The sequence below is a fragment of the Streptomyces sp. NPDC006923 genome, assembly GCF_040635655.1.
Taxonomy (GTDB): Bacteria; Actinomycetota; Actinomycetes; order Streptomycetales; family Streptomycetaceae; genus Streptomyces.
Genome location: NZ_JBEYIF010000017.1, coordinates 45,908 through 63,009, shown reverse-complemented (window position 1 = coordinate 63,009; position 17,102 = coordinate 45,908). Strand labels below are relative to the sequence as shown.

Genomic DNA, 17,102 nt, shown 5'->3' with positions numbered 1-17,102 from the left:
ACTGAGATGACCGCCTTCGCCCAGCCCGCCGCACGGGCCGCCACACACCGCACCGGGATCGCGCTGATCCCGGGACCTTCCCAACTGACCTCGCTGCCGGGCCGGTTCACCTTCGACGAACATACCGCCGTACGGGCCGCCCCCGGCGGTGCGCGCGACGCCGCCGCGCTGCTCCGTACCCTGCTCGCGCCGGCCACCGGACTGCCGCTGCCGGCCGCCGACGACGGCCGGATCGTGTTCGTACTCGATCCCGCCCTCGGCGGTCTCGGACAGGAGGGGTACGGACTCACCGTCGGCTCCGACGCGGTGCTCCTGCGCGCCGGACGCCGGGAGGGCCTGCTGCGCGGTGTTCAGACGATCCGTCAGTTACTGCCGCCGGGTGCGCTGTCGCACGAGCCGGTGCGCGGCACGGAATGGTCGCTGCCGTGTGTCCAGATCACCGATGTGCCGCGGTTCGCCTGGCGCGGTGCCATGCTCGATGTGGCCCGGCGCTTCCGGCCGGTCTCCTTCCTGCGCCGCTTCACCGATCTGCTCGCCCTGCACAAGCTCAATGTGCTGCATCTGCATCTCACCGACGACCAGGGCTGGCGGATGCCCGTCGCCGCCTTCCCGAGACTCACCGGGGTGGGCGGCGAGCCGCACGGCGGGGCGTACACCCGCCAGGAGCTCAGCGGCCTGGTCGCGTACGCCGCGGCCCGGGGGGTCACCGTCGTACCGGAGATCGAGATGCCCGGTCATGTACGGGCCGCACTCGCCGCGTACCCCGAACTCGGCAACGACCCCTCGCGCCGGCTCACCGTATGGGACCGCTGGGGCGTGTGCGAGAACGTCCTCGGCGTCCACGACCAGGTCCTCGACTTCTGCCACACCGTACTGGGCGAGGTCATGGACACCTTCCCCTCCCCGCATGTGCACATCGGCGGCGAGGAGTGCCCGACCACCGAGTGGCAGCGCTCGGCCGCCGCGCGCCGCCGGGCCGTGGCGGAGGGGCTCGCCGGACCGGAGGCACTGCACGGCTGGTTCATGGACCGGGTGGGCGGCTTTCTGACCGAGAACGGTCGGCGCCCGCTGGGCTGGACCGAGTCCGGCAGTGATCTGCCCACCGCCTTCACCGCCGTGCCGTGGCGCGCCGCCGAGCACGGACTCACCGCCGCCCGCCGGGGCCAGGACGTGATCATGGCTCCCTACCGCTCCACGTATCTCGACTACCCGCAGAGCGAGCGCCCCGACGAACCGCCGGGCCAGCCCGGCGGTGTGGTGTCCCTGCGCGATGTGTACGACCTCGAACCGGCGCCCGCCGGCTGGGAACCGGAGGCGGCCGCCAGAGTCCTCGGCACCCAGGCGCAGTTGTGGAGCGAGTACGTCCCCACCGGCGCGCACGCCGAGTATCTGGCCTTCCCGCGGCTCTGCGCGCTCGCCGAGACGGCCTGGTCCGCGCACCGGGACTGGCCGGGCTTTCTGCGACGGCTGGCCCACCACAGAACCCGGCTCGACGCGCTCCGCGTACCGGGCCGTCCCCCGCACGACCCTTCGCACCACTCCCCGCTCCATCCCCCGCCAGGAGAGGAATCCGGTCGATGACCAGACGAGCGAGCACCGCCGCACGGATACGTACCGCCGTCGCCCTGGGCGCGGCGGCCGGACTGGGCTGTGCCGCGCTGACCGCGCTGCCGGCCGCCGCCGCCGACCCGTCGGTGAAGGTCCAGTACCGCCAGAGCTCCACCGGATCCGACCAGGCCGAGCCCTGGTTCAAGGTGGTCAACACCTCCGGCTCCGCCGTCTCCCTCAGCACGGTCAAAATCCGCTACTACTTCAAGGCCGACGCCGGAGCCTCGTACACCTTCGCCTGTTCCTGGGCGGTGAAGGGCTGCGCCAACATCACCGGCACCTTCGGCACCCTGGCCGCCCCGACCGCGACCGCCGACCGCTATCTGGAGATCGGCTTCACCGCCGGCGCGGGCTCCCTCGCGGCGGGCGCCGACACGGGCGACATGCAACTGCGCTTCCACCGCTCCAACTGGGCGTCACTCAACCAGAGCGACGACTACAGCTTCGGCGCCGCGCAGACCGCGTACGGCGACTGGACCAGGGCCACCGCGACGGTGGGCGGCGCCCTCGTCTGGGGCACGGCGCCCGCGGGCAACGACCCGGGCGGTCCGACGAACCCGCCCACCGACCCGCCCACCGACCCCCCGGCCGGCGGAGCCGCGCTCTTCGACGACTTCACTTACACATCGCACACCGATCCGGCGATCGGCTCACACGGCTGGAGTGTGCGCTCGAACTCGGGCGGGCCCGGCGTGCCCGGCGCGACCTGGGCACCCGAGAACGTGACCTTCGCCAAGGAGGGAACGAACTCGGTCATGAACCTGGAGACCTCCACCGCGGGCACGGGTGCGTCGACCGAGCAGACCGAAGTGCTCACCCGGGCCATGAAGTTCAAGAACGGCACCTACGCGGCCCGGGTGAAGTTCTCCGACACGCCCACGTCGGGTCCGGACGGCGACCATCTCGTGCAGACCTTCTTCACGATCAACGACCTGACGGCCCCGATGGCGGACAACTACGCGGAGTACGACTTCGAATATCTCCCCAACGGCGGCTGGGGCGAGCCGTCCAACATCCTCTACACCACGTCCTGGGAGACCTACCGGCCCGATCCCTGGGAGGCGGTCAACCAGCACTCCGAGGCCCGCACGAGCTACGCGGGCTGGCACGACCTCGTCGTCACCATCGACAACAGCGCCATCACCTACTACGTCGACGGACAGCACTTCGGCACGCACGATGCCCGCTATCTGCCCGAGCGGCCCATGTCGATCAATTTCAACCAGTGGCTGATCGATCTGGCGGGACAGGCCAGCACCACACCGAGGGCGTACGACCAGAAAGTCGACTACGTCCTGCATGTCAAGGATCAACTACTGACTCCGGCGCAGGTCAGCGCCAAGGTCAGCGCCTACCGTGCCGCGGGAACCACCTTCGAGGACACGGTGCCCGGCGGCCAGTGACCGGTCCGGCGGGACCGGACGGCAGGCAGGGGGGGGCGGGCGCCGTACGGGCGCCCGCTCCTCGCCGGTTTGTGTCACGACTTGACCGACCCATTGGTACATACCAAAATCCCACCCACCCGGTGCGAACCGCGTTCGCTCCCCCACGTCGGGCTCCCTCTCCGTGCCAACACGCCAGAAGGTTGACCTACGTGAAGAACCGCTGTTTCGTCTGCACCCTGGCCCTTGTGTCCTCCGTCGCGCTCGGCGGCTGCGGAACGCTGCCGGGCGGCATCAACTCCACCACGGTCACTGTCTGGTTGATGAAGGACAGCGTCTCGGACGACTTCCTCAAGCGCTTTGTGAGCGCGTACGAGAGCGAACACCCCTCCGTGGAACTGGACATCAAGATCCAGGAATGGACCGGAATCGGCGAGAAGGTGCTGACCGCGATCGACAGCGAGGACGCACCGGATGTCATCGAGGTCGGCAACACCCAGGTCGCCCAGTACGCGGAGAGCCGCAACCTGCGGGATCTCACCCTGGAGTCGGTACGCGACCTGGGCAGCGAGGACTGGCTGCCGGGCCTCGCCCAGCCGGGCAGCATCAAGGGCGCGCAGTTCGGCATCCCCTGGTACGCGGCCAACCGGATCGTGATCTACAACAAGGAGCTCTTCTCACGCGCCGGGATCGAGGAGCCGCCCAAGACCCGTGAGCAGTGGCTGGCGGACACCGCCGAACTGAACAGCGGCGGCAACCAGGGCATCTATCTCGCGGGACAGGACTGGTACACCCTCGCGGGCTTCATCTGGGACGAGGGCGGTGAACTGGCGGTCGAGACCGGTGGCGAATGGCGGGGCACGATCGACTCGCCCGCCGCGCTCAGGGGGATGGCCTTCTACAAGGACCTCCAGTCGCTGGGCAACGGCCCGAAGAACTCCGACGAGGCCAAGCCGCCACAGGCGGACGTCTTCGCCCAGGGCGATGTCGCCCAGATCGTCGCCACTCCCAGCTCGGCACGGATCATCGAGGAGAAGAACCCGGGGCTGCGGGGCAAGCTCGGCTTCTTCCCCATCCCGGGCAAGACCGCCGACAAGCCCGGAGCCGTCTTCACCGGCGGCTCCGACCTGATCGTGCCGAAGCACTCCAGCCATCACTCGGCGGCCGTCGAGGTGGTGAAGGCGCTGGCGGGCGAGAAATGGCAGACGGAACTCGCCAGAACCATGAGCTATGTGCCGAACAAGGCGTCGCTCGCCGGTGTCGTCCGCGGTGACGAGAGCACGGCCGCGATGGCCGAGGGGGCGGCGCGCGGCCGGGCCACCCCCAACTCCTCGCAGTGGGCGAATGTCGAGGCGGACAACCCGATCAAGCCCTACATGACCGCCGTCCTGGAGGGCAGGGACCCGGAGGAGGCCGCGCGGGCCGCCTCCGAGCGCATCAGCGCCGAGCTGGCCTCCGGCTGACCCCCACGGCGGGCGGGCGAGGCCCGCACGGGTCCAGGGCCCGCCGGCGGCCGGCCGCCGCCCCGCCCCCGCCATTCAGCCGTCTCACATCCGCACTCCGCCGTGTGGTCATGTCAAATCCAGCCGCTCACGGAAGAAACAAGGGGCCGGGCCGACGCGTCAGCGCCGCGCCCCGGTCGCCCGGCTTTTCCACCGGCAAAGGAGTCTGCCATGTCCACCGTCGCGCCCGCCCCGCTGGCCGCCCCCGCCTCATCCGTCGCACCCCTCTCCAGCCATGGCCGCGCCGACGCCGAGCCCCGCTATGTGGTCTCGCTCGCCCGCGACCAGCAGGACATCCGGGCCGCGCAGCGGCTGCGGCATCTGGTCTTCGCCGGTGAGCTGGGTGCCCGGCTCGACGGACCCGAGCCCGGGTACGACATCGACGCCTTCGACGAGTACTGCGACCATCTGCTGGTCCGGGAGGAGAACACCGGCGAGGTGGTCGGGACGTACCGGCTGCTGCCGCCCGACCGCGCCCGCGCCGCCGGCCGGATCTACTCCGACAGCGAATTCGACCTGACCCGGCTCGGCCCGATCCGGCACGACCTGGTCGAGGTCGGCCGCTCCTGCGTCCATCCGCTGCACCGCACCGGCGGAGTGATCGCCCTGATCTGGGCGGGACTCGCCCGCTACATGACCGTCAGCGGACACAACTGGCTCGCGGGCTGCTGCTCGGTCCCGCTCGCCGACGGCGGCGCCCTGGCGGCGTCGACCTGGGCCACGGTCAAGAACAAGCACCTGGCGCCCGAGGAGTACTGGGTCACCCCGCACCGGCTCTGGACGCCCGACGCCAGCGCCGCCGCGGCACCCTCCTCCGAACTGCCGCCTCTGCTGCGCGGCTATCTGCGCCTCGGCGCCTGGGTGTGCGGCGCACCCGCGCACGACCCGGAGTTCGGCGTGGCCGACCTGTATGTGCTGCTGTCCATGAACCGCGCCAACCCCCGCTACCTGCGCCACTTCCTCTCGCTGGTGCCCGCATGAGCGGCTGGCTGCCCACAGCGCCCTGCACCCCGGGCGGCTGTTCCACCCACCACGGAGCGCCCACCGGCCCGCTCGTCGCGGTGAGCCGGCTGCTGGCGGGGGTCACCCTCGTAGTGGCCGGAGTGTCACTGACACCGCTCGTCGCCCTGCTGAACGCGGCCACCCGGGACCGGCTGACCCGGCGCTGGGCGCACACGGTGATCCGGTGCTTCGGGCTGCGGGTGAGCATACGGTTCGCCGGAGAGCCCGAGCCCGGCCGCGGGACCGGCGTACTGGTGGTCGCCAACCACATCTCCTGGCTGGACATACCGCTGATCGCCGCTGTCTTCCCGGGGCGGATGCTGGCCAAGAGCGAGATAGGCCGCTGGCCCGTGCTGGGAGCGGTGGCCGCCCGCGGCGGCACGCTGTTCGTGGAGCGCGAGCGGCTGCGGGCCCTGCCGGGCACCGTACGGACCCTCGCCACCGCGCTCTCCGCCGGATCACGGGTGATCGTCTTCCCCGAGGCATGCACCTGGTGCGGTCAGGACCACGGCCGGTTCACCTCGGCCGTCTTCCAGTCCGCGCTGGACGCGGGCACCGCCGTCCGGCCGGTACGCATCACCTACCGCGCGGCGGACGGCCGGCCCTCCGGAGCGCCCTCCTTCGTCGGAGACGACACCCTGCCCGCCTCGCTGTGGCGGGTCGTGGCGGCCGGCGGGCTCACGGCGGAGATCACGGTCCTGCCGCTGATCCCCGCCGGGCGCCACACCGACCGCCGCGCACTGGCCCATGCCGCCCGGACCGCCATGGTCCAGGGCGCGGCAGCCGCCGCCCGGAGCACCGCGGCTCAGGACGCGGAGTGGCTCACGGCCGCTCAGACCGCCGTCGCGAGCGACAGCGCGAATCTGCCCGCCTCATCGGTCCACCAGTGCGTCAGCTCCATCCCGGCACCGGCCAGCTCGGCCCGGACGCCGTCCTGACGGAACTTCGCCGACACCTCCGTACGGACCTCCTCACCGGCCTCGAAGTGCGCCACGAGATCGAGTTCGCGGACCTTCACGGTGAGCGCCCGGCGCGCCCTCAGCCGCATCTCGATCCACTCGTGCCCGGGATCCCAGAGCGCCACATGGTCGAAGTCGCCCGGATCGAAATCGGCGCCCAGTTCCCGGTCGATGACCAGCAGGACGTTCTTGTTGAACGCGGCCGTCACACCGGCCGCGTCCTCGTAGGCCCTGACCAGTACGGATTCGTCCTTCACCAGATCCGTACCGAGCAACAGCGCGTCGCCGGGCGCCAGCAGCGCCCGGACCGAGGCCAGGAAGGCCGCGCGCTCTGCGGGCAACAGATTGCCGATCGTGCCGCCGAGGAACGCGACCAGCCGCGGCCCCGGGGTCTCCGGCAGTACCAGCGACTCGGTGAAGTCGGCGATCAGCGCGTGCACATGGAGTCCTGGCCGCTCGGCGAGCAGTGACTCCGCGGCCCCGGTCAGCGCGCTCTCGCTGACATCCACCGGCACATAGCTGCGCAGCGCCGTCAGCGCGTCCAGCAGATGACGGGTCTTCTCCGAGGATCCGGACCCGAGCTCGACCAGGGTGCGCGCGCCGGTCGCCGCGGCGATCTCCGGCGCGCGGGCGACCAGGATCTCCCGCTCGGCACGGGTCGGGTAGTACTCGGGGAGCCGGGTGATCTCCTCGAACAGTTCGCTGCCCCGGGCGTCGTAGAACCACTTCGGCGGCAGTGTCTTGGGGGTACGGGTCAGCCCCTGGAGCACATCGGCGCGCAGAGCGGCGTCGGTGGCGTCCTCGGGCAGGGTGCGGGTCAACAGGAACGGGCTCACGCGGGTGGCTCCTTGAGGGGGGTGAGCGATACGTCGGTGCGGGTCGCGACCAGCAGGGTGCGGTCGGGGACCTCGCGCCAGTCCGGATCGTCGTCGTACGGTTCCGAGGCCACCACGGAGCGGTGGCCGGGGCCGGCCAGGTACCACAGCGAGTCCCCCCAGGCAGTCGCCGCGATACGGTCGCCGTCGGTCAGCAGCAGATTGAGCCGGGACGCCGGGGCGGCCGTCGCGACATCGAGAACGGTGTCGGCCAGCGCCTGCCCCGGCTCGTCGCCGGCCCGCAGCCGGTGCAGCAGCAGCGCCCACACCACCGCTGAGTCATTGCGGGCGGACAGGGAGAGCAGTTCCTCCGGCGGGAGCGACACGGCCAGCGCCGCGAGACTCCCCGGCCAGCCGCCCACCGCGCCGTTGTGGCTGAACAGCCAGGGGCCGTCGGCGAAGGGCGCCGCGGCCGCCTCCCCGTCCGCGCCCGGCGCGGTCGCGTCCCGTACCGCGGCGAGCAGGGCGCCGGTACGGATTACCCGCGCCAGGTCGGTGAAGCCGAGGTCGGCCCAGATCGGGCCGGCGCGCCGGTAGCGCGCGGGCGACGGATCGCCCTCCGCGTACCAGCCGACACCGAAACCGTCCGCGTTGACGGTCCCGTTCCGCTGCCGGCGCGGCGCCCAGGACTGCCGGTACAGCGCGTGCGCGGGCGCGACCAGCACCTCGCCGAGCGCCGACGGCGGCCCCAGGAAAGCGATATGACGGCACATCAGACATCCCTCGCGGTACGGAAACCGGAGAAGATCTGACGGCGGACCGGCAGGTCCCAGTTGCGGAACGTGCCGCGGCAGGCCACCGGGTCCACCGCGAACGAGCCGCCGCGCAGCACCTTGTGCGCGCTGCCGAAGAACACCTCGGAGTACTCGCGGTACGGGAAGGACACAAAGCCCGGATAGGGCAGGAAGTCACTCGACGTCCACTCCCAGACGTCTCCGATCAACTGCCGTACGCCGAGCGGCGAGGCGCCGCGCGGATAACTTCCGGCGGGGGCCGGCTGGAGATGGCGCTGGCCCAGATTGGCCCGCTCAGGAGTGGGGTCGTCGTCACCCCACGGGTGGCGCAGTGACCGGCCGGAGACCGGGTCGTGCCGGGCGGCCTTCTCCCACTCCTCCTCGCTGGGCAGCCGCCGCCCCGCCCAGCGGGCGTACGCGTCGGCCTCGTACCAGCTCACATGGAGCACCGGCTCGTCCGCCGGTACCGGCTCCACCGCTCCGAAGCGCCTGCGCAGCCACTGCCCGCCCTCGCGCCGCCAGAACAGCGGCGCTGCGATGCCGTGCTCGCGGATCTGGGCCCAGCCCTCCGGGGCCCACCAGCGTTCGTCCGTGTAGCCGCCGTCGTCCATGAAGTGCTGATAGGCGCCGTTGGTCACGGGCACGGTGTCGATGAAGAAGGCGGGAACGAGCCGCTGGTGTGCGGGGCGTTCGTTGTCCAGCGCCCAGGGCTCGGTCGAGGTGCCCATGGTGAACGGCCCGGCCGGCACGAGCACTTCGGCGGGCAGCCCGGCGGTGTCGCCGACCGGCGGCGGTGGCGCGGTCAGCGCGGCGGGCCCCTGGCGGAGCTGGTGGGTGATGAGCATCGTCTCGTCGTGCTGCTGCTCGTGCTGGGCGATCATGCCGAACGCGAAGCCGGCGTCCAGCAGCGGACCGCCGTGCAGGGGGGTGCGTTCGATGACGTCCAGGACGCGGCCCCGTATGTCGGAGGCGTACGCCCGTGCCTCGGCGGGCGGCAGCAGTGGCAGTGTGGGCCGTGCGGACCGGGGATGCTCGAAGGCGTCGTACACCGAGTCGATCTCGGGCCGGACGGCGTCGCGGCCCGCGACTGTCCGCAGCAGCCACTGTTCTTCCTGATTGCCTATGTGTGCCAGATCCCAGACCAGCGGGGACATCAACGGCGAGTGCTGCGCGGTCAGATCGTGGTCGTCGACGCAGGAGGTGAGCAGCGCGGTGCGGTCCCGCGCGGCCGTCAGTGCGTCGACCGCGCGCCGCCGGAGCTGATCGGCCGTCATATCGGCGGCCCGGACGGTCTCGGCGGTCTCGGCGGTGTCGGTCATGTGCGGAGGTCCTTCCCGGTCACAGGCGTGCGCAGATCGTCGGCGGGACAGCGGCCCGGCAGGACATAGCGGTCGTTGTAGGCGGCGACCGCTTCCTGCACGGCCGTTGAAGCGCCCATGCGTGGAAGTGCTTCCATGGCGACGGCGAAGCAGGCCGTCGCGGCGGCGTGCAGCTCGGGGTCGGCCAGCCCGTACCGCGCGGCGTTGACCCAGAGCAGGTTGCGCGGCGCCGGCCGGGAGCCCGCCGTCTCGGCGAGTGTCTTGACGGCGCGGTAGACGGTCTCGGAGGCCGCCGGATCGTCGAACAGCGCCGTGGTGACGGCGAGCGGCACCATCCACCCGTCCTCTCCGCGCTGCGCGTCGATCATCCGCAGTTCCAGATGGCCGCGCGGCCGGACGGGCGGAAAGAGCGTGGTGAGGTGGTATTCGAGATCGGCGAGGCGTGGCGGCCGCGGCAGCCCTGACCGGATCCAGTCCCGGAAGGTGAGTCCCTCGGGCACCGTCCAGGGACCCTCCGGGGCCCGGACGCACATGACGGGCGCGTCGAGGGCGTACGCGGCCCAGGCGGCACGCGGCTCGCGCCGTCCTGACGGGGCGGACGTGCGGGCCGGGTCCAACTGCGCCCACATCGCCTGCCGGGTGGAGCGCCAGCCGGTCTGTCTGCCCTCCCGTATCGGCGAGTTGGCGAACGCGGCCACCAGCACCGCGCCCAGCAGATGCGCGAGTTGCCAGCGTCTGCCGTAGCCGAGGGGTCCCGGCTCCTCGTGGCCCGCGTCCAGACAGACCTGGATGGAGGCGGTGGTCCGCATCATGGCGCGGCCCGCGGGACCGATCCGGTCGAGATATGCCTCCATGGCGTCATAGCGCGGCTCGCGCAGCATCCGTTCCGGTGAGTGCCAGGGATCCTGTCCGAGACCGGCGAGAGCGAGTCCGGCCGTACGCAGTGCCGGGCGTACGGTGTCGAGGTCCGCGGCGGTGGAGGTGATGCACTCCATCAGCGACGCGGCGGGCGCCGAGCTGAGTTCGAGCTGGCCGCCGGGTTCGAAGGTGAGCGCCGATCGCAGGCGCAGGGTCCGCAGGCCGTCGAATGCCTCTTTGAGACGGCCGGCCGGGACGGGTCGTTCGGGGGAGTGCAGGTCGTGGACGAGCCATTCCAGTTCGACACCCACGGTTTTGGGCGGGCCCGTCTTGAAACAGATGCCACGCAAAAGATCTTCGGCGTCGTTCTCGCCGAGTACTGGTCCGTCGTCGTTGAAACTGTCGGTGGGCATGGCCGGATCCTCCTGTCGAAGACCGTGACCGACTCCGCTCCGGGGGTCGGAGTGGAGCGCTCCGTCCAACCTAACGGGACTCTTGCTGCTTCGCACAAGAGTGCCCTTGCGGTCAGTATTTCGTCAGAAAAGCGGTTGCCCCGGATGAGATCGTTCACGCAGCATTCCCGTATGAGCGCGCGGTTGCGGGGCATCGCCAAGGAAACTGAGGAGATCGTCCGAACGGGGAAGTACCGTGCGCCGGACGGCCGCGACGTGGCGATTCATGAGGCCCGCGACGCGGCTCTGGCGGGGACCGGGATGTACGGCCCCGAGCCGGTGCCGGTCACCCCCGACACGGACCGCACGACGCGCCCGGGCGCCATTGTCGAGGTGACCGGCGAGAGCAGTCTGGAGGCGGCCCGGCGGCTGACGGCGGCCGGACCGGAGAGGGTGGCCGTCCTCAACTTCGCCTCCGCGCGCAATCCCGGCGGCGGATATCTCAATGGCGCCCAGGCCCAGGAGGAGGCGCTGTGCCGGGCCTCCGCCCTGTATGTCACCCTCCTGCGCGCGCCCGGGTTCTACGCGCACCACCGAGCGGATCCCAGTCCGTTCTACACCGACCGGGTGATTCACTCGCCCGGTGTGCCGGTCTTCCGCGACGACCGGGGCCGGCTGCTCGACACGCCGTTCCAGGTCGGTTTTCTCACCTCGCCCGCGCCGAACGCGGGGGTGATCGCGCAGCGCGCCCCGGAGGACGTGCCGCGGATCCCGGCCGCACTGGCCGCACGCGCCGAGCGAGTGCTGGAGACAGCGGTGGAGCGCGGCTACCGCCGACTGGTACTGGGCGCCTGGGGCTGCGGTGTCTTCCGCAACGACCCGGTGCGGGTCGCGGAGGCGTTCCGGACGCCGCTCACCGGCGAAGGACGGTTCGCGCACCACTTCGACGAGGTGGTCTTCGCGGTGCTGGACCGGACGGCCGGCGCGCCGACGCTGGGAGCGTTCCACCAGGTCTTCGCGGGGCGGATCGGGCCGTAGGGCGTGTTTTTGACGCCTGCGGCCACCACAACGCGGCGAGCGTATGTGCCGGGCGCCGCGAACCGGACGGGACTTTTGAAACGGCCCCCGGCTGCCCCGTCGGACAGGCCCGGGCCCGTCGCGAACCCCGGCGGTGGCGCGAAGGCGCCGGCCGGGGTTCACGGCCGGGGACGGCTCACTGCCAGCCGTAGCGCTCCCTCAGCCGGTTCACCACCAGATTGAACCGGCCCCGGTCCAGGGCACACGCCTCGCGCCGCATTCCCTTCTCGTGGACCCGCAGCACCCGGTCCACGGCCACCCAGGACTCCCGGCCGGCCCGGTCCCAGGGGCCCACCCCGATCGGCACCCACTCCCGGTCGTGGGCATGGCGCTTGCTGGAGAGCTGTACGGCCAGCAGTGTGCCGGCCGCCTCACGGGCCACCACCAGCACGGGACGGTCCTTGCCGCGCCCGTCGTTCTCCTCGTAGGGCACCCAGGTCCAGACGATCTCGCCGGGATCGGGGTCGCCGTCGTGTTCCGGGGCGTACGAGGTGCGGACCGGGCCCACCTCGCGGGGCTTTGCCTCGGTTGTGGCGGTCGGTCCGCTGCGGCCGGGAAAGTCGAGGTCGCGGTGGGTGCCGCCGTTGCCGGCATCGATGAAGGACGTCATCCGCAAGACGTTAGAACCCGCACGGCCGGGCCCGTGGAGCGGGTCGCCGTACGGGCGCCGCAGCCCGCCGGGACGAGGGTGCGGCGAGGTGCGCCGCCGCCCCGGCCTGGTTAGCGTCAGCCTTATGACTACCGTTCCGCGCCGCTTCGAGATTCTGCTGGTGGCCGAGTTCACCGAGGACCACGAGGGCCCGCCCGCCTCGGAGAACGCCCTGCGCTCCGCCCTCGTCGAAGCCACCGGTGACACCGGCTCGTCCGGCTACCCGCGTTACGCGGGCAATGGCGTGGAGGCGGACATCGATCCCGAGACCCGCACGGTGGAGGCGCTGCTGATCGACGGCGAGGAACTGGACTACGGCCTGTCGGTCCGCGTTGTGCCCGCCCCGCCGGCCTGACCGGGGGAGGGGCGCGCGGATCCGCCGGCGGCCCGCGCCCACGGGTCCGCCCCGGTGACGGCGGCCGCCGGAGGCCCGTTGACAGGGTCCCGCGCCGGGCAGAGACTCGGGCCCGGACGGTGGTGAACCATCGTTCACCACGCGAACCACCACGTCGCCGCCGTGGCAGAGGAGCCGGAGACCCGATGAGCATTCGCGACGTCTACATCGTCGACGCGGTCCGTACCCCGATCGGCAGATTCGGGGGCGCCCTGGCTTCCGTGCGGCCCGACAACCTCGCCGCCCATGTCCTGCGGTCGCTGGTCGGGCGCACCCCCGATCTCGACCCGGCCAGGATCGGCGATGTCGTCTTCGGTGACGCGAACGGCGCCGGGGAGGACAACCGCGATGTCGCGCGGATGGCGGTCCTGCTGGCCGGGCTGCCCGTGTCCGTACCGGGTGTGACCGTCAACCGCCTCTGCGGCTCGGGGCTCGAAGCGGTCATCCAAGCCGCCCGCGCCGTCGCCCTCGGTGACGCGTCGGTCGTCGTGGCGGGCGGTGTGGAGTCGATGTCCCGGGCGCCCTGGGTCCTCCAGAAGCCGGGGCGGGCCTATCCGGCCGGACACGAGCAGCTCCACTCGACCACGCTGGGCTGGCGGATGACCAACCCGAAGATGCCCGCCGAATGGACCGTCCCGCTCGGGGAGGGCGCCGAACTGATCGCCGACAAGCACGCGATCACCCGCGAGCAGCAGGACGCGTTCGCCCTCGCCAGCCACCGCAAGGCCGCCGCCGCGTGGGCCGCCGGTCTGTACGACGGCGAGGTGGTCCAGTACGGCGATGTGGAGCTCCCACGCGACGAGTGTGTCCGTGACAGCACCTCGATGGAGGCCCTGGCCAAGCTGAAACCGGCGTTCCGCACCGACGGCACTGGGACGGTCACGGCCGGGAACGCCTCACCGCTCAACGACGGCGCCGCCGCACTGCTTCTCACCGACGAGGACGGGCTGCGCGAGACGGGCCGGGAGCCGCTCGCCCGGATCCGTACCTCCGCCGTCACCGGTGTCGAGCCGCAGCTCTTCGGCCTCGGCCCGGTCGACGCCGTACAGCGGGCCCTCGCCAAGGCCGGACGTACCTTCGCCGACCTGACCGCATTCGAGCTCAACGAGGCTTTCGCCGCGCAGTCGCTGGGCTGTCTCGCCGAGTGGCCCGATCTCGACCCGGCCGTCGTCAACTCGCGCGGCGGCGCCATCGCCATCGGCCATCCGCTCGGCGCCTCCGGTGCCCGCCTCGCCGGGTCCGTCGCCCATCAGCTCGCCGCGGCGGGAGCCGGGACGGGCCTGGCGGCGCTCTGCATCGGTGTGGGACAGGGCCTCGCGCTCGTTCTCGAACGCTGAGAGGAGATGCGCCCGGACTGCTGGACTCCTACGCGGAGTTGGCGCCGCGGCGGGTGCGGCGGGCGGCCCGCATGCCGCGCGCCTCGACCCCGCCGGCCCGGCGCCGGGCAGTACCCGGCGCCCGTCGTACGGCGAGGGCCGCACCGGACCGTGTCCGTCCGGTCAGACGGCGCCGTCCGCGCCATCGGCTCCGCCGACCGATCCGGCGCTCTTGGCCTTCGCCTCCGCCTCCTCGACCGACTTGCGGACCTCGTCCATGTCCAGGGCGCGCGCCTGGCCGATCACGTCCTCCAGCGCCGCCTCGGGCAGTGCGCCGGGCTGGGCGAACACCGCGACATTGTCCCGGACGATCATCAGCGTGGGGATCGAGCGGATGTCGAACGCGGCGGCCAGCTCCTGCTGTGCCTCCGTGTCGACCTTGGCGAATACGAGATCCTCGTGCCGCTCCGAGGCCTTCTCGTAGACCGGGGCGAACTGGCGGCAGGGGCCGCACCAGGAAGCCCAGAAATCGATCAGGATGAAGTCGTTCTCCGACACCGTCCGGTCGAAGTTTTCCTTGGTGAGTTCCATGGTGGTCATGACCGCTACCTCTTCCCATTCCGTGGTGAGCCGACTGCGACAACCGCCGGTGTCCACTCGGTATTCCTCGCCCATTCCCGAAGATCGTCTGGCCATGCGACCCCTCCCGCACCAGACTGAGCGCATGACGGAAGCGATGGAATATGACGTTGTGGTGCTCGGCGCGGGACCGGTCGGGGAAAACGTGGCCGACCGCGCCAGAGCCGCCGGGCTGAGCGTGGCGGTCGTGGAGAGCGAGCTGGTCGGTGGCGAGTGCTCGTATTGGGCGTGTATGCCGAGCAAGGCGCTGCTGCGCCCGGCGATCGCGCGTGCGGAGGCCCGCCGCGTCCCGGGGCTGAGCCAGGCCGTGCGGGGACCGCTCGACGCCTCGGCCGTGCTGGCCCACCGCGACGACATAGCGGCACATTGGAAGGACGACGGCCAGGTCGCGTGGCTCGACGGCATCGGCGCGCGCGTCTACCGGGGGCAGGGACGGCTGGCCGGGACGAAGAAGGTGACGGTCACGGGTCCGGAGGGCGACGAGCGGACCCTGACCGCCCGCCACGCCGTCGCCGTGTGCACGGGCAGCCGGGCGCTGCTGCCCGACCTGCCGGGACTCGCCGATGCCAAGCCCTGGACAAGCCGTGAGGCGACCAGCTCCCAGAATGTCCCGGGACGGCTCGTGGTCGTCGGCGGGGGAGTGGTCGGTGTGGAGATGGCCACCGCGTGGCACGCGCTCGGGTCCGAGGTCACACTGCTGGTCCGGGGCAGCCGTCCGCTGCCCCGGATGGAACCTTTCGCCGGTGATCTGGTCGTCGCGGCGCTGAGGGAAGCCGGCGCCACGGTCCGTACCGGGGCGTCGGTCGCCGCGGTAGAACGCGACGGCGGGACCGGACCCGTGACCGTCGTGCTGGCGGACGGCGAGCGGATCGAGGCCGACGAGGTGCTCTTCGCCACCGGTCGCGCCCCGCGCACGGACGACCTCGGCATGGAGTCGGTCGGGCTGGAGCCCGGCTCCTGGCTCACGGTCGACGACAGTTGCCGGGTCGAGGGCAGCACCTGGCTCTACGGCGTCGGTGACGTCAACCGCCGCGCGCTGCTCACACACCAGGGCAAGTACCAGGCCCGTATCGCGGGCGCCGCCATTGCCGCCAGGGCCCAGGGAGTACCCGTACTGGAGAGCGACCGGTGGGGAGCGCACGCGGCCACCGCGGACCATGCCGCCGTCACGCAGGTCGTGTTCACCGATCCGGAGGTCGCCTCGGTCGGCCTCACCCTCGCCGAGGCCGAGGCGGCGGGCCACCGCGTCCGCGCGGTCGACTACGACATGGGCGCCGTCTCGGGCGCGAGCCTCTACGCCGAGGGCTACACGGGCCACGCACGCATGATCGTGGACCTGGACCGCGAGATCCTCCGCGGCGTCACCTTCGTCGGCTCGGCCGCCGGGGAGATGCTCCACTCCGCGACGATCGCGGTGGTCGGCGAGGTGCCCATCGACCGCCTCTGGCACGCCGTTCCGGCGTACCCCACGATCAGCGAGGTGTGGCTGCGACTGCTGGAGACCTATCGAGGCTGAGGCGTACGGCGGAGGTGTGTGGTACGGCGGAGAGAGTGATCGAACGAGCCTATGACGGATGCGGTCGTTGCCCGGCGGGTTTCCGCCCCTCTCGCAGATGTCCGCCGCCGCCACCTCTCCCGAACGCCAACGGGACAACGTGCTCGCCGCAGTCGAGGCTGTCGGCGGGCACGTCATGGCCCGGGCCGGCGATGGGGAGGTGTCGGGTGCCGCCGACCCCATGACGCGTCCGAAGCTGGGGCCTTGGCTGAGAGGCGGTGGTCGCCGTCCTGTTGAAGCGGTGCGTCCGTAGGATGGCGTGATGACTGCCGAAGTCCCGCTCACCCGAGAGTCGTTCCGGCGGCTCCAGCCGATGAACGTGCCCAGCCGGGTCTCCCAGTTGCCGGATCGTGTCTGGACTGACGAGGACTGGGACCGGATCCGGCATGGTTATCGAGCCCGGGACATGGATGAGAAGTGGAACGTCTTCGCTGAAGGTGCTGTCCTGTTCATGCATCGGAGTTGGACCGGTCACGGTGTCTATCAAGCGACCTTTGCTCCCCTGGCTGGTGGCGGGAGGAGGATCGTCTCTGCTGTGGTAGAGGCCGATGGTGAGCGTTATCGGGGCATGGGCGATGAGTATGACTGCCTGATGATGGAGCTGATCATTAGCGCCATCGTCCTGGGAGAGCCCGCCGCCGAGCTCCGGGCCGGTCTCGTGGAGTTGACTGCCCGGTCCGCGGGAAGGAGCGATCTTCCCTCGGGCGCGGTGGAACACAGTGTTCTCGGGGCGCGCTCGGGATCGTAGGCTTTCTGGAGCGCTTTCCAGCCTTTTGGCGGGCTGTGCGCGCCTGAGGGCCCTAGAGGAATCCTCAGGTGCTTGAGGCGTCGGCGGGCCGTC

Annotated in this window: 16 protein-coding genes; 10 read left to right on the top strand and 6 right to left on the bottom strand. The window is 71.4% G+C overall.

Translation table 11 applies throughout. The annotated features are described in order from the left end of the window. The first annotated feature begins 6 nt into the window (after nt 1-6). The 5 genes from ABZ707_RS27475 to ABZ707_RS27455 all read left to right on the top strand — a co-directional run bounded on the left by ABZ707_RS27475 (nt 7) and on the right by ABZ707_RS27455 (nt 6,432). A complete protein-coding gene (locus tag ABZ707_RS27475; protein ID WP_360179966.1) occupies nt 7-1,581 on the top strand; it encodes a beta-N-acetylhexosaminidase in 1,575 nt (524 codons plus the stop codon). After that, nucleotides 1,578-3,011, top strand: a complete 1,434-nt coding sequence (locus tag ABZ707_RS27470) for a cellulose binding domain-containing protein (RefSeq protein WP_360179964.1) — start codon at nt 1,578-1,580, stop codon at nt 3,009-3,011. The genes ABZ707_RS27475 and ABZ707_RS27470 overlap by 4 nt, the downstream gene beginning before the upstream one ends. A 191-nt stretch (nt 3,012-3,202) precedes the next feature. Then, a complete protein-coding gene (locus tag ABZ707_RS27465) occupies nt 3,203-4,453 on the top strand; it encodes an extracellular solute-binding protein (protein WP_360179962.1) in 1,251 nt (416 codons plus the stop codon). A gap of 210 nt (nt 4,454-4,663) precedes the next feature. Further along, on the top strand, nt 4,664-5,473 hold the full coding sequence (locus ABZ707_RS27460; protein WP_360179960.1) for a GNAT family N-acyltransferase: 810 nt from the start codon (nt 4,664-4,666) through the stop codon (nt 5,471-5,473). After that, nucleotides 5,470-6,432: a lysophospholipid acyltransferase family protein gene (locus tag ABZ707_RS27455; RefSeq protein ID WP_360179958.1), complete on the top strand. Its 963-nt coding sequence runs from the start codon at nt 5,470-5,472 to the stop codon at nt 6,430-6,432. The genes ABZ707_RS27460 and ABZ707_RS27455 overlap by 4 nt, the downstream gene beginning before the upstream one ends. On the opposite strand, the gene egtD is transcribed toward ABZ707_RS27455, so the two are convergent. Genes egtD through egtA form a run of 4 tightly spaced genes read right to left on the bottom strand, consistent with a single transcriptional unit; the run spans nt 6,327 to nt 10,652 of the window. After that, on the bottom strand, nt 6,327-7,289 hold the full coding sequence (gene egtD, locus ABZ707_RS27450; protein WP_360179956.1) for an L-histidine N(alpha)-methyltransferase: 963 nt from the start codon (nt 7,287-7,289) through the stop codon (nt 6,327-6,329). The genes ABZ707_RS27455 and egtD overlap by 106 nt on opposite strands. Then, on the bottom strand, nt 7,286-8,041 hold the full coding sequence (gene egtC / locus ABZ707_RS27445; protein WP_360179954.1) for an ergothioneine biosynthesis protein EgtC: 756 nt from the start codon (nt 8,039-8,041) through the stop codon (nt 7,286-7,288). Before egtC ends, egtD begins: the two co-directional genes overlap by 4 nt. Further along, complete coding sequence (gene egtB / locus ABZ707_RS27440) at nt 8,041-9,336, bottom strand: ergothioneine biosynthesis protein EgtB (protein ID WP_360180097.1); 1,296 nt, start codon at nt 9,334-9,336, stop codon at nt 8,041-8,043. The genes egtC and egtB overlap by 1 nt, the downstream gene beginning before the upstream one ends. A 41-nt stretch (nt 9,337-9,377) precedes the next feature. Further along, nucleotides 9,378-10,652 (bottom strand): ergothioneine biosynthesis glutamate--cysteine ligase EgtA, encoded by a 1,275-nt coding sequence (egtA, locus tag ABZ707_RS27435; protein WP_360179952.1) that lies wholly within the window; start codon nt 10,650-10,652, stop codon nt 9,378-9,380. 171 nt (nt 10,653-10,823) lie between these two features. On the opposite strand from egtA, the gene ABZ707_RS27430 reads away from it, so the two are divergent. Beyond that, on the top strand, nt 10,824-11,669 hold the full coding sequence (locus ABZ707_RS27430; RefSeq protein WP_360179950.1) for a TIGR02452 family protein: 846 nt from the start codon (nt 10,824-10,826) through the stop codon (nt 11,667-11,669). Nucleotides 11,670-11,844: 175 nt separating this feature from the next. Here the strand turns inward: ABZ707_RS27430 and ABZ707_RS27425 are convergent, their stop codons facing one another. Beyond that, on the bottom strand, nt 11,845-12,318 hold the full coding sequence (locus tag ABZ707_RS27425) for a type II toxin-antitoxin system PemK/MazF family toxin (protein WP_360179948.1): 474 nt from the start codon (nt 12,316-12,318) through the stop codon (nt 11,845-11,847). A gap of 124 nt (nt 12,319-12,442) precedes the next feature. On the opposite strand from ABZ707_RS27425, the gene ABZ707_RS27420 reads away from it, so the two are divergent. Both ABZ707_RS27420 and ABZ707_RS27415 read left to right on the top strand, forming a co-directional pair. After that, complete coding sequence (locus tag ABZ707_RS27420) at nt 12,443-12,712, top strand: hypothetical protein (RefSeq protein WP_360179946.1); 270 nt, start codon at nt 12,443-12,445, stop codon at nt 12,710-12,712. A gap of 185 nt (nt 12,713-12,897) precedes the next feature. Next, nucleotides 12,898-14,088, top strand: a complete 1,191-nt coding sequence (locus tag ABZ707_RS27415) for a thiolase family protein (RefSeq protein ID WP_360179944.1) — start codon at nt 12,898-12,900, stop codon at nt 14,086-14,088. Nucleotides 14,089-14,250: 162 nt separating this feature from the next. Here ABZ707_RS27415 and trxA read toward each other — a convergent pair whose 3' ends face one another. After that, nucleotides 14,251-14,667 (bottom strand): thioredoxin, encoded by a 417-nt coding sequence (gene trxA / locus ABZ707_RS27410; RefSeq protein WP_360179942.1) that lies wholly within the window; start codon nt 14,665-14,667, stop codon nt 14,251-14,253. Between the two features lie 124 nt (nt 14,668-14,791). Here trxA and ABZ707_RS27405 point away from each other — a divergent pair, with 124 nt between their 5' ends. Together ABZ707_RS27405 and ABZ707_RS27400 are read left to right on the top strand one after the other, a co-directional pair. Beyond that, the gene (locus tag ABZ707_RS27405) at nt 14,792-16,222 is read left to right on the top strand and encodes an NAD(P)/FAD-dependent oxidoreductase (RefSeq protein ID WP_360179940.1); all 1,431 of its coding nucleotides are present in this window, start codon (nt 14,792-14,794) and stop codon (nt 16,220-16,222) included. 301 nt (nt 16,223-16,523) lie between these two features. Further along, complete coding sequence (locus ABZ707_RS27400) at nt 16,524-17,009, top strand: hypothetical protein (protein ID WP_360179938.1); 486 nt, start codon at nt 16,524-16,526, stop codon at nt 17,007-17,009. Nucleotides 17,010-17,102: the final 93 nt, after the last annotated feature.

Bases quoted from the DNA above. Each gene is read 5' to 3' on its own strand.
- ABZ707_RS27475 (WP_360179966.1), top strand. From the start codon at position 7: ATGACCGCCTTCGCCCAGCCCGCCGCACGGGCCGCCACACACCGCACC.
- ABZ707_RS27470 (WP_360179964.1), top strand. From the start codon at position 1,578: ATGACCAGACGAGCGAGCACCGCCGCACGGATACGTACCGCCGTCGCC.
- ABZ707_RS27460 (WP_360179960.1), top strand. From the start codon at position 4,664: ATGTCCACCGTCGCGCCCGCCCCGCTGGCCGCCCCCGCCTCATCCGTC.
- ABZ707_RS27455 (WP_360179958.1), top strand. From the start codon at position 5,470: ATGAGCGGCTGGCTGCCCACAGCGCCCTGCACCCCGGGCGGCTGTTCC.
- egtC (WP_360179954.1), bottom strand. From the start codon at position 8,041: ATGTGCCGTCATATCGCTTTCCTGGGGCCGCCGTCGGCGCTCGGCGAG.
- egtB (WP_360180097.1), bottom strand. From the start codon at position 9,336: ATGACGGCCGATCAGCTCCGGCGGCGCGCGGTCGACGCACTGACGGCC.
- egtA (WP_360179952.1), bottom strand. From the start codon at position 10,652: ATGCCCACCGACAGTTTCAACGACGACGGACCAGTACTCGGCGAGAAC.
- ABZ707_RS27430 (WP_360179950.1), top strand. From the start codon at position 10,824: ATGAGCGCGCGGTTGCGGGGCATCGCCAAGGAAACTGAGGAGATCGTC.
- ABZ707_RS27425 (WP_360179948.1), bottom strand. From the start codon at position 12,318: ATGACGTCCTTCATCGATGCCGGCAACGGCGGCACCCACCGCGACCTC.
- ABZ707_RS27420 (WP_360179946.1), top strand. From the start codon at position 12,443: ATGACTACCGTTCCGCGCCGCTTCGAGATTCTGCTGGTGGCCGAGTTC.
- ABZ707_RS27415 (WP_360179944.1), top strand. From the start codon at position 12,898: ATGAGCATTCGCGACGTCTACATCGTCGACGCGGTCCGTACCCCGATC.
- trxA (WP_360179942.1), bottom strand. From the start codon at position 14,667: ATGACCACCATGGAACTCACCAAGGAAAACTTCGACCGGACGGTGTCG.
- ABZ707_RS27405 (WP_360179940.1), top strand. From the start codon at position 14,792: ATGACGGAAGCGATGGAATATGACGTTGTGGTGCTCGGCGCGGGACCG.
- ABZ707_RS27400 (WP_360179938.1), top strand. From the start codon at position 16,524: ATGACTGCCGAAGTCCCGCTCACCCGAGAGTCGTTCCGGCGGCTCCAG.